At 63.0% G+C, this 10529-nt stretch carries 12 protein-coding genes; 4 read left to right on the top strand and 8 right to left on the bottom strand.

All coding sequences use genetic code 11. From position 1 onward, the window contains the following. The 7 genes from AB4Z10_RS29475 to AB4Z10_RS29445 all read right to left on the bottom strand — a co-directional run. Positions 1–366, bottom strand: a 366-nt coding sequence (locus AB4Z10_RS29475; protein ID WP_441473955.1) for an amino acid ABC transporter ATP-binding protein, incomplete at its 3' end; no start/stop codon positions are given. Between the two features lie 207 nt (positions 367–573). Continuing rightward, a complete protein-coding gene (locus AB4Z10_RS29470) occupies positions 574–1452 on the bottom strand; it encodes a LysR substrate-binding domain-containing protein (RefSeq protein WP_441473953.1) in 879 nt (292 codons plus the stop codon). Positions 1453–1611: 159 nt separating this feature from the next. After that, entirely contained in the window at positions 1612–2001 is a 390-nt protein-coding gene (locus AB4Z10_RS29465; RefSeq protein ID WP_441473952.1) for a PPC domain-containing DNA-binding protein, read from the bottom strand. Positions 2002–2095: 94 nt separating this feature from the next. Further along, positions 2096–3289: an MFS transporter gene (locus AB4Z10_RS29460; protein ID WP_441473951.1), complete on the bottom strand. Its 1194-nt coding sequence runs from the start codon at positions 3287–3289 to the stop codon at positions 2096–2098. A gap of 13 nt (positions 3290–3302) precedes the next feature. After that, entirely contained in the window at positions 3303–4127 is an 825-nt protein-coding gene (locus AB4Z10_RS29455) for an aldo/keto reductase (RefSeq protein ID WP_441473950.1), read from the bottom strand. Between the two features lie 21 nt (positions 4128–4148). Further along, positions 4149–5132 carry a TIGR03571 family LLM class oxidoreductase gene (locus AB4Z10_RS29450; RefSeq protein WP_441473949.1) on the bottom strand — a complete coding sequence of 328 codons (984 nt, stop codon included), beginning with the start codon at positions 5130–5132 and terminating at the stop codon, positions 4149–4151. A 181-nt stretch (positions 5133–5313) separates the two neighbouring features. Next, on the bottom strand, positions 5314–6531 hold the full coding sequence (locus AB4Z10_RS29445; RefSeq protein ID WP_441473948.1) for a YbfB/YjiJ family MFS transporter: 1218 nt from the start codon (positions 6529–6531) through the stop codon (positions 5314–5316). Positions 6532–6665: 134 nt separating this feature from the next. Here AB4Z10_RS29445 and AB4Z10_RS29440 point away from each other — a divergent pair, with 134 nt between their 5' ends. Then, positions 6666–7232, top strand: a complete 567-nt coding sequence (locus AB4Z10_RS29440) for a TetR/AcrR family transcriptional regulator (protein ID WP_441473947.1) — start codon at positions 6666–6668, stop codon at positions 7230–7232. 69 nt (positions 7233–7301) lie between these two features. Here the strand turns inward: AB4Z10_RS29440 and AB4Z10_RS29435 are convergent, their stop codons facing one another. Beyond that, the gene (locus AB4Z10_RS29435) at positions 7302–7667 is read right to left on the bottom strand and encodes a helix-turn-helix transcriptional regulator (RefSeq protein ID WP_441473954.1); all 366 of its coding nucleotides are present in this window, start codon (positions 7665–7667) and stop codon (positions 7302–7304) included. Between the two features lie 212 nt (positions 7668–7879). Between AB4Z10_RS29435 and AB4Z10_RS29430 the strand changes: the two genes are divergently transcribed. The 3 genes from AB4Z10_RS29430 to AB4Z10_RS29420 form a co-directional block, all read left to right on the top strand. After that, positions 7880–8788 (top strand): LysR family transcriptional regulator, encoded by a 909-nt coding sequence (locus tag AB4Z10_RS29430; RefSeq protein ID WP_441473946.1) that lies wholly within the window; start codon positions 7880–7882, stop codon positions 8786–8788. Between the two features lie 250 nt (positions 8789–9038). Continuing rightward, complete coding sequence (locus tag AB4Z10_RS29425) at positions 9039–9311, top strand: XapX domain-containing protein (RefSeq protein ID WP_441473945.1); 273 nt, start codon at positions 9039–9041, stop codon at positions 9309–9311. Then, the coding region (locus tag AB4Z10_RS29420) for an amidohydrolase (RefSeq protein WP_441473944.1) at positions 9311–10529 on the top strand (1219 nt) is incomplete at its 3' end. The genes AB4Z10_RS29425 and AB4Z10_RS29420, both read left to right, overlap by 1 nt.

Genomic DNA, 10529 nt, shown 5'->3' with positions numbered 1-10529 from the left:
CTTGACGCGCTTGAGATAGTGCATCGCGATCTCCTCGGCGTCCTTCTTGGGCATCTTGCGCACCCAGATCGGCGCCAGCGTCAGGTTCTCGAGGATCGTCAGATGCGGGAACAGGTTGAAGTGCTGGAACACCATGCCGACGTCGCGGCGGATCTCRTCGATCTTCTTGAGGTCGTTGGTGAGCTCCGTGCCATCGACGATGATCTGGCCCTTCTGGTGCTCCTCGAGTCGGTTGATGCAGCGGATCATCGTCGACTTGCCCGAACCGGACGGGCCGCAGATGACCAGCTTCTCGCCGCGCTGAACTTTGAGGTTGATGTCCCGCAACACGTGGAACTCGCCGTACCACTTGTTCACGCCGATCATCTCGACCGCCGTCGCCGTGTTTAACGAGGTCTGCTTCAGCCCCGCAGGGCGTGCGTCATCGCTCGCGGGCCTTGCGGCCTGCTGCATGGTGGAACTCATCGATACCCCTCGAAATCGCGTCTCTGGCGCGTTTCCAGGGAGGATAACTGGGAAGGGGAGCCGTGCAATGCGAGCTAGGGCATAGCTCGATGCTCGGTTGTTATGATCTCAGCGCGCTTCCATCAGGCAGCCGATGAAGTCGCGCACGAGTTCGGATTTGGGCCTGTCCGGCGGCAGGATCAGAAAGCTGCGGCTCTGCACCGGCGGTTCGAACGGACGCAGCACGAGCTGGCTCTGGTCATGACCGGCAATTGCATACGGACTGATCAACCCGACGCCGACGCCTTGCGCGACCAGCGCACAGACGGTCGCGGCATAGATCGTTTCGACCACCACGCGGGGCGGCGCCGCCCCGGCTTCCGACATGATCATGTCGAAGCGCTGGCGGGCGCGATCCTCCGGTACGTAGGCGACGAAATCGACGCCCGAGAGATCGTGTGGGCCGATCACCTCGCGCTCGGCAAGCGGATGGCCGAGCGGCATGGCGCAAAGGGCTCGCGGCTGGACGAAGACCTGGTGGACGACGCCGGTGACATCGATCTCGTCGGCGGCAAGGCCGACATCGTAGATGCCGGACGCGACACCGTCCCGCACGTCCCGCGAGGGCAGGACCATCAGCGTGACGGTCGAATCGGGGCGCAGGCTGCGGAAGCGCAATACGGCGTTGGGGACGATCGAGGAACTCAGGGCCGACAGCGTCGCAACCCTGAGTTGGCCGGCTCCGTAGTCGCGGATGCGGGCGGCACTCGCTCGCAACCGGTCCATGCCGCGGAAATTGGCCTCAACCTCTGCGAAGAAGGTTCGTCCTTCGGGGGTTGGCACGATACGATTGCGCACCCGGTCGAACAGGGCGAAGCCCAGCGACCTTTCGAGCTCCGCGATTAGCCGGCTGACCCCAGGTTGGGTGACTCCAAGAATTTCCGCGGCGCGGGAGACCGTGCCAGCTTTCATGACAGCGGCAAAGACTTCGATCTGACGGCTGTTCAAGCTTGATACGCTCCGTCGAATCCGTAGGCGTCCAGGTTACAACATTGTGCCGAAAAGCCGATCTTCGGAATGCCAACTGGGACCTTTTAGTGCCCGCTGAGGTTTTGCTTCGCTCTGTAACGGCTTTGGCTGAGATGGAGACAAGCGATGTGGCGGACCTCAAGTCAACTGCAGCACATTTGCGCCGATAGCTGGATCGAGACGCCGTTCAAGGTGCATCGGCATAAGTGTAACGCTCAACTCCAAGGACCCTCGGCCGATTTGCAGTGCAAGGAGGTGGCCACCAAAAGCCTTGAAACTATAGTCGCTCCCGGTCGCATGAGCGTGGATCGAGGGCTCTCCGTCTTTCCAGGCCAAGCTGCCGGTAAGATTGGTTAGCTCCAGATTCTCCATGGTTCTGGGCCGAAAGTTTCCCGTCTCAAAGTCAAAGAAGCCGAACGTCACGCTACCCGCAAAGCCGAACCCGAGGATCGTCGCCGACGATATCGCCTCCTCGCGCATCAGGGACGAAAGGCGGGCGAACGCATCGTCGCCCTGACGGAGCACCATGAGATAACCCGTGGGTGTCGGGACATAGCGTTTGGGCTCTGGCACTGACATGGGCGACCAACCTCACTTTTAAGCTGGCAGATGAATGCGTCGACTAGGACTGGGAACGTTTCGTTCCGAGCCAGACCAGCCCGAGGCCCGTGGTGGCGAGCAGTCCACCGGCGATCGGAATGGCTGCATAGCCGAGGCCGAGACTGATGACGCCGGCCCCAACGGCAGCGCCGAGGGCATTGCCAAGGTTGAAGGCCCCGACATTGATCGAAGAGGCGAGGCCCGGCGCTTCGGAGGCCGCCTGCATCACGCGCATCTGCACCGGCGGCACGATGGCAAAGGCCGCAGCTCCCCAAACCAGCAGGCCGACGGCCGCACCGACATGGCTCGCGAACAGGAAGGGCAGCACGAACATGATCGTTGCCAGCGCACCGAGGAAGATCTTGGTCGCGCCGTCCAACGCCCAGTCGGCCAGCTTTCCGCCAAGAGCATTGCCGAAGGTGAATCCAACGCCGATCAACACGAGCCCGAGCGTGACGAAACCGTCCGAGGCTCCGGTCAGGGTTGTGAGCGCGGGGGCGATATAGGTGTAGAGCGTAAACATCGCCCCCGCGCCCATCACGGTCGTCGCCATCGCGAGAAGAACCGTGGGGTGCGTGAGCACGCGCATCTCCCGACGGATATCAGGAATCGTCCCGGGCTCGCCCTTGGGCAGCGCGAACCATAGCGCCGTGATCGCCGCRAGCCCGAGCACGGCTGTCCCCGCGAAGGCCATCCGCCAGCCGATCTGCTGGCCGACCCATGTCGCTGCCGGCACCCCGCCGATATTGGCGATGGTCAGGCCCATGAACATGGCGGCGACCGCGCTCGCCTGCTTCTCCTTCGGTACGACGCTCGCAGCCACCACCGCGCCGAGTCCGAAGAATGCGCCGTGGTTGAGGCTGGTGACGAGGCGGGCGAGCAGGAGCGTGATATAGCCCGGCGCCAGCGCCGACATCAGATTGCCGACAGCGAAGATCCCCATCAGCAGCATCAGCGCCGTACGCTTGCCGAAACGGCTGAAGGCCAGCGTCATGATCGGCGCGCCGAGCATCACGCCGATCGCATAGGCGCTGATCAGCAATCCCGCGGTTGGGATCGAGACGTTCACGCCATCGGCGATGACGGGCAACAGGCCCATCGGCGAGAACTCCGTGGTGCCGATGCCGAATGCGCCGATCGCGAGCGCAAGGAGCGCCCAGCGTGCATGGGGTGCGGCGGCCGTCTCGACGGGCGCGGTGCAGGTGGTCGCAGTCATGGTCGCCTCCGCCTCATGCGTCCCAGGCGGGCGCGAGACCCGGCGGGTCGACCAGCCGTCCATCGGGGCGGGCGAGCCGTGTGATGGCCGCCATGTCCGCATCGGACAGCGCGAAATCGAAGATCGCGATGTTCTCCGCGACGCGTTCGGGCTTCGCCGTCTTGGACAGGGCGACGAATCCCTGCTGGACCAACCAGCGCAGAACGATCTGCGCGGCGCTCTTGCCGTAGCGTGCGCCAATCGTCTGCAAGGCCGCATCGCGCGGCACGGCGCCGTCGGCCATGCCGTAATACGCGGTCAGAACGATGCCGGCTTCCTTGGCCGCGACGATGAGCTTGCTCTGATCGAGATAGGGGTGGAGCTCGACTTGGTTGGTGACGATCGGGGCGCTGCTCAACTTCGCCGACTCCCGCATCTGCGCGATATTCTGGTTGCTGACGCCGACGAAGCGGGTCTTGCCCGCTTTCTGCGCAGCGTTGAGCATGGCGACCTGGTCGGCGATGGCGACCTTGTCCGCTGGCCAGTGCAGCAGAAGCAGGTCGACGCGGTCGACCTTCAGCTTGTCGAGGCTCTCTTCCACCGAGGCCGTGAACTTCGTCGGGCTGTAGTTGTCGACCCAGACCTTGGTGGTCAGAAACAATTCGTCTCGGCGCGCGCCCGCTGCTTGCAGCGCCTGCCCGAGAGCCGCTTCGTTGCCGTAGATCTGAGCGGTATCGAAATGGCGGAAGCCAACTTCGAGCGCCGCTGGGACGACGCGCTCGACCTCGGCATCCGACATGCGGAAAACGCCGAAACCAAGCGCCGGAATCTCGGCGCCATGCGCCTTCACAATGTCCATGTCAGGTTCTCCTGGGGTGGTTTAGGCCGCCCGCACCTGCTCGGTGCCGGTCAGCGCTGGAATGATTTCAGCCGCGATTTCGTCGATGACCTCACGGGGAGGGCGCGACGATTGCCTGAGGTTGAGAGCGAGGTGGTCGATTCCGGCGGAGCCTAGCACCCGCAGATTCGCGATCAATTCGTTGCGGCCAAGGCGAGCACCAAAGCGGATTGGCTCGGCGGGAGCGTTGGCGTCTTCAAGCAGATCGAGATGGAAAGCGCTGATGAAGATGCCGCGTCCGGAGGTGGCGGCGCGCCAGCGCGCGGCCTGCGCGGCGAGTTTCTCGGCGCTGCCGGGATAGACGAAGCGGCCGTTCATATGGGCGGCCAGCCAGGCGTCGTCCTGCCTTGCCTGTCCAGCCACGATCAGCGGGATCGTCGGCTGGAGGGGCCGCGGCAGCAAGTCGAGGCTCGCATCCCTGCGCCCGCCCACCGGGATTCCGCCGGGTTGCCAGACCGTGCGAAGATAGTCGACAGCCTCGCGGAAGGCGTCGCCGCGCTTCTCGAAATCGAGACCGAGCAAGGGATATTCGACCGGCCGGTCCCCGGAGGCGACCCCGAGGATCAGACGCCCGCCCGAGAGTGCGTCGACGCTGGCGGCAGCCTTTGCGGTAAAGAGCGGATGGCGGATCGGCAGAACGACGGCAGCGGTGCCGAGGGCCATATTGCGCGTCACACCGGCGAGAAAACCGAGTTGCGTGAAGACGTCATAGACCGAGCCCGCGTCGCCCATGTTGACCTGGTCGAAGACCGGCACGTCGCGCAGCCAGACTGCCGCGAAGCCGAGGCCGTCCGCCCGGCGGATCAGTTCGGTCTGTTCCCGTACATCCGGTACGCCCCGGGGGCGGGAGTCGGCGATCCTTCGGGCTTCACCCGCCGGCGACCAATCATTGTCCAGAGGCAGTTCCAGGCCAAGCGTCAACCGACCCGGTTTGCGGATCAGGTCCAATGCTGAGTGCTGTGTCATGCCTCACGACATAGATCCGCATGGCCGGTCCGATAAGCACGTGTCGCTCCACATCAATTGTGAAGCCGTTTCATTGATGGTGGCGCTCGACCCATACCCGCCTCATCAGGTCCGACTCATGCGAAGAAAGAAAAACAGGAGCCGCTTGAGCTTTGAACTCAAGCGGCTCCTGGTGATGTCTTCAGGCTTGCTTGGCTCGCGAGAGCCGCTTCAGCGCAGGACTCAGGAACTCCATGGCGAGGGCAAGGGCGAGAGCCCCGGCACCGACCAAAAACAGCAGTGTGTAATTTCCGTTGGAATGAGCGAACAACCAGGATGAACCGTAACCGGCTATCGCCTGAAAGGCTGCAAACGCAACGGTCGCCCGGCTCCACACCGCTGCCTGGGCGCAGTGATCGTCGGGCATCATATGATGAACCTTATGCAGGGTGAGTGGCACGATTCCCGGCGGAAATGTTCCAATGACCCAGGTTGCGATAGCGGCGGCGACAAGCCAGGCCGAGCTCGCGAACAGAAGCAGCGCAGCGATCTGAGCCGCCAGGAGCAGACGCGCGGCTTTCGCGCTTCCAACTCTGTCCGCCAACTGGCCGTAGAGCAGGGGGCCGAACATCGCGCCGACGCCGTAGACGATCCAGAATATCGCGCCGGTATTCGCCCCCAGATCTCGGCCGCGCGCGATGAAGTCCGCCAGAAAGACAACCGCGGGGACCAGGCCGACCGCCATCAGGCCGTATTGGACGTAGAGGAGACTCGGGCCAAATCCAGTCGGCGCCGGTTTTGCCGGGCTTTCCTTGGTTTCGGCGCGCGAGACAACGACGTTGGCAGGCCAGGCCCGCCAGCTCAGGACGATCAAGGTGAGAGAGATCGCGGCCAATCCTTCCCACGTCGTGGACAGCCCCCAATGTAGCAGGGCCGGGACGATGGTTCCGGAAGCCGCGATCCCCACTCCGACCCCGAAAAAGATGGCGCCGCTGGCAAGCCCGCGTCGCGGAGCCGGCACGCTGGGCAGCAATGTTGCCGCGACGAGCACCATGATGATGCCACCGGTTATGCCGGACAGGAGACGCCAGGCGAAGAACCAGGCGACCGAGACGGGAAATGCGCAGGCGAGGAAGGCCAGGGCCGTCAAAAGCATCATCGCCTTCAGGACCATGACGTTCCCGAACAGGCGGCCCAGCCTTCGGGCCACCAGCGCACCCGCCAGATAGCCGGCCAGATTGGCGGCGCTCAGATAGATTACGTTGTCTGCGGAAAACCATCCGGCCTCGATGAGAGGCGGAATGAGAGGCGTGTAGGCGAAGCGCGCCAGGCCGATTCCGATCATGCTGGCGGACAGCCCCGCGAACATGGTCGCCCAGGGCATGCTTTTCTCCGGATCGCTGGAATTGATCGTGACCATGGCACAGGTTCCTTCACACCCGACGTGGCGGGCTATTTTTGTCATCACTGTCAAAGATAGCGCGCCTGCCATCTTTGACAATAGTGTCAAGCATTCTTATCTTGCTCCGAGCAATGTCGAGCAGGAGGTGCGTGATGGCGGGAGTGCGGCAGTTCGACGAAGATCGGGTGCTGGCAGAAGCTGCCAAGCGGTTTTGGGAGAGGGGATACTCGGCGACCTCGATGCAGGATCTCGCTGCCGCGACGGGTGTCCAGCGGGGGTCGCTCTACAACGCTTACGGTGGCAAGGGGGCCCTCTTCGTCAACGCCTATCGCCACTACCAGCAGCGCTACATGGAGGGCGTTCGCAAGGCACTTGAGGAGGAGGATCTGCGCGCTGCCCTGCGCAAGCTTTTCGCGTTCAGCATCGATCTGATCCGGGAAGGCAGGCGAGGGTGCTTGACCACCAAAACGGCGACGGACGAGGAGGCTGCCAGCCCCGAGATCCGCGAAGCGTTGAAACGCCAGATGGATGATTTGGAGGCGTGTCTGACGAGCCGATTTACGCAATCTGCGGAGAAGCTGCGGTTGCCGCCCGACGCCACCGCGCGGCTCCTTGTGAATCACACGCGCGGCATGGTGGTATTGGAACGAATTTACGACGATCCCGAACGGCTGAGATCGGACAGCGAGGCGCTGATCGAACTGATCATGGAACGGTGAAGCAATGTTGTCTTTGTCTCTCCGGTTGATCGGCTGGCGTCTTTGAAGCTGTCTCGTCGGGTTTGCCAGCTATGCTGAAACCGTACCCTGATGTCGCGCGGACCATACGTCGCCGTCGGGGGGCGCTGACGGAGTTCGAGCGGCTGTCGATTCTCGCAGATGAGCCGGAAGCGTCGGGCGGGCCACGCCTATCCCATGCCGTCGCCAAGCCGCAGGGCTTCTACCTGTCAATTGCATGAAGCTTCGCGTGAAATCCCGTTGGGAGCGGAAGCCGCACACCACCCTTACGTCCGTGAGTGACAGATGAGGTTCGAGCAGCAGCTTCTTGGCTTCCGTCACTCTGATCTGAGCCAGGTATCGGCGGGGCGACACTCCTGCTGTCTCGCAGAACGCATGTTCAAATTCCGCCGGCGCCATCGAACATTCCTGGGCCATCTGCGCAACCGTCAGGTCCGATGACCACCTCGCCGACATGACTTCCTTGGCACGTTGTTCGCATCGATGTGCTAATCCGGAATTGTTCGGCATCGCTATCTGCTCGTGCTGGAAAACTGAGACATTCGAGCAGGATGTCGCCGTTTCCCCGACATGATAATGCGTTGCGAATCCAATTCAGAAGTGAAATGGGTTCACAAAAGGAGAGCGCCATGGACAACCGAGCAGGCGAGATGCAGGTGTTCACGCGCGTGATCGAAGCGGGCAGTTTTACCGAGGCTGCGCGGCTGATGCTCATGACTCCGTCGACCGTGAGCAAGCTGATCGGCCGCCTCGAAAACCGCCTCGGCGTACGCCTCTTGGAGCGTTCGACTCGGCGCTTGTCGTTAACCGCGGAAGGGCAGGTGTACTACGAGCGAAGTCTCGCTCTCATCGGGGAACTCGACGATGTGGAACGAAGCCTGTCGCAGGGAGTCGCCAGCTCGGGCGGCACCGTTCGGGTTAATGCCTCGGTCGCCTTTGGAGTCTTGGGTCTGGAACCGCTTCTTCCGGCGTTCTGGCATGAGCACCAAAAAATCGCCGTCGATCTTTCCCTGTCGGACGAAATCGTCGATCTCTATCTCGATCGAACGGACGTCGCGTTTCGGGTCGGCCCTTTGCAAGGATCGGCCATGATCGCCAGAAAGATCGGCGTTGCGCACCGCAAGATCGTTGCCTCGCCGGATTATCTTGAACGTCATGGCACGCCGCGTGCTGTTGACGAACTAGCGGTTCATAACTGCCTCGGCTTCAATTTCCGGCGAGCAGCTCCCGTATGGCCACTTAAGGAAAGCGGGCGTGTGGTTGATCGGACCGTCAACGGCTCTTTGCTCGCCAACAACGGCGAGACCGTGCGTCGCATGGCCATAGCCGGGATCGGTTTGGCCCGCCTCGCCGACTATCATGTTCGCGCCGATCTGAATGCAGGCCGGTTGGTGGAAGTTCTGTCCGAAGCCGTCGAAAGCGATGGCGAACTCATCCACGCGTTGTACTTGGGCGGCCCGCGTCTGCCATTTCGGGTTCGTGCATTCCTCGATTTTGTCTGTCCGAGACTCCAGGGCTTTCTGCAGGCTTCGCGATAGTGCCACCGAACGGTACCGCGGCCTCGCTCGTTCCGCGATGACAGGGATCGGCGGGCGCGGATGAGGGCTGTTCAAGCATAGCCAGCGGCTTGCTCACGCTCTTGCCAGTTCGTCTGCCGTCGCGAAATCCGGCAACGGAGCGCGCAATCAGACAAGACGGGCAATAACCCCTTTTGCACTCTGCCTTCGACTGATCGCGGCCAGGGATAGTCACCCTGACGCGTCGCGGAGGCGCAAAACGGAGTGCCGCATGAAGATCTACCTGATGTCGTTGGGGGCCGGGCTCCTGGTCGGCGTGATCTACAGCTTGATCAATGTGCGCTCGCCGGCCCCGCCGGTCATAGCGCTGGTCGGCCTGCTCGGCATCCTGATCGGCGAGCAGTTGCCGCCGCTCCTGCGCGGGCTCTGGGCGAAGGCTCCGGCGGCTCATTCCTGGCACCAGCAAGTCAAGCCGCATGTCTTTGGCCATCTGCCAGGCGGCGGACAACCCTCGCAGGAGACATCGCAAAAGGAGCGCAGCTGATGCCGACGCGTCGTCAAACCACCTTAGGCGCTGCCGCAGGCGCGCTGAGCGGCCTCTTCGGCAGCGCCTCCGCACAGTCCCCGAGTCAAGGATCTCGCCCGATGACCGCTGATCTCATCCTCACCAATGGCCGGTTCACCACGCTCGATCGCGGCAATCCGACGGCTAGCGCGGTCGCGGTCAAGGATGGCCTGTTCCTTGCCGTTGGCAGCGAGGCCGAGGTGATGGCCCATGCCGGGCCGAACACGAAGATCATCGACCTCAAGGGCCGCAGCTCCTTACCCGGCCTGATCGACAACCACCTGCACATCATCCGCGGCGGGCTGAACTTCAATATGGAGTTGCGCTGGGACGGCGTGCGCTCGCTCGCCGATGCGATGAGCATGCTCAGGCGCCAGGTCGCGGTGACGCCGCCACCGCAATGGGTCCGCGTCGTCGGCGGCTTCACCGAGCACCAGTTCGCCGAGAAGCGCCTGCCGACGATCGAGGAGCTCAACGCCGTCGCGCCTGACACGCCGGTCTTCATCCTGCATCTCTACGATCGTGCGCTGCTGAACGGCGCGGCGCTGCGGGCCGCGGGCTATACAAAAGGCACGCCGCAGCCGCCCGGCGGCGAGATCACGCGCGACGCCAACGGCAACCCGACCGGCCTGCTGCTCGCCCGGCCGAACGCCAATATCCTCTACGCGACGCTGGCGAAGGGGCCGAAGCTTCCGCTCGACTATCAAGTCAACTCGACCCGCCATTTCATGCGCGAGCTCAACCGGCTCGGCGTCACCGGCGCGATCGATGCCGGCGGCGGCTACCAGAACTATCCGGACGACTACGCCGTCATCCAGAAGCTCGCTGATGACGGCCAACTCACCATCCGCCTCGCCTACAACCTGTTCACGCAGAAGCCGAAGCAGGAGAAGGACGACTTCCTCAACTGGACGAAGACCTCGAAATACAAGCAGGGAAACGATTATTTCCGGCACAACGGCGCCGGCGAGATGCTGGTCTTCTCCGCCGCCGATTTCGAGGATTTCCGCGAGCCGCGGCCCGACATGCCGCCGGAGATGGAGGGCGATCTCGAAGGTGTCGTGCGCATCCTTGCCGAGAACCGCTGGCCCTGGCGCCTGCACGCCACCTATGACGAGACGATCTCGCGCGCGTTGGATGTTTTCGAGAAGGTCGACAAAGATATCCCTCTGAAGGGGCTGAACTGGTTAACTGGTT

Origin of the sequence: Allobosea sp. RAF48 (assembly GCF_052114025.1) — a bacterium.
Taxonomy (GTDB): Bacteria; Pseudomonadota; Alphaproteobacteria; order Rhizobiales; family Beijerinckiaceae; genus Allobosea.
The sequence above is the reverse complement of the archived record's forward strand: the minus strand, read 5'-3'. Positions and strand labels throughout refer to the sequence as shown.

What these genes read in the sequence shown, in the direction of transcription:
- AB4Z10_RS29445 (WP_441473948.1), bottom strand. Translation starts at nt 6,531, where the DNA reads ATGGTCACGATCAATTCCAGCGATCCGGAGAAAAGCATGCCCTGGGCG.
- AB4Z10_RS29455 (WP_441473950.1), bottom strand. Translation starts at nt 4,127, where the DNA reads ATGGACATTGTGAAGGCGCATGGCGCCGAGATTCCGGCGCTTGGTTTC.
- AB4Z10_RS29435 (WP_441473954.1), bottom strand. Translation starts at nt 7,667, where the DNA reads ATGGCCCAGGAATGTTCGATGGCGCCGGCGGAATTTGAACATGCGTTC.
- AB4Z10_RS29440 (WP_441473947.1), top strand. Translation starts at nt 6,666, where the DNA reads ATGGCGGGAGTGCGGCAGTTCGACGAAGATCGGGTGCTGGCAGAAGCT.
- AB4Z10_RS29430 (WP_441473946.1), top strand. Translation starts at nt 7,880, where the DNA reads ATGGACAACCGAGCAGGCGAGATGCAGGTGTTCACGCGCGTGATCGAA.
- AB4Z10_RS29425 (WP_441473945.1), top strand. Translation starts at nt 9,039, where the DNA reads ATGAAGATCTACCTGATGTCGTTGGGGGCCGGGCTCCTGGTCGGCGTG.
- AB4Z10_RS29465 (WP_441473952.1), bottom strand. Translation starts at nt 2,001, where the DNA reads ATGGTGCTCCGTCAGGGCGACGATGCGTTCGCCCGCCTTTCGTCCCTG.
- AB4Z10_RS29450 (WP_441473949.1), bottom strand. Translation starts at nt 5,132, where the DNA reads ATGACACAGCACTCAGCATTGGACCTGATCCGCAAACCGGGTCGGTTG.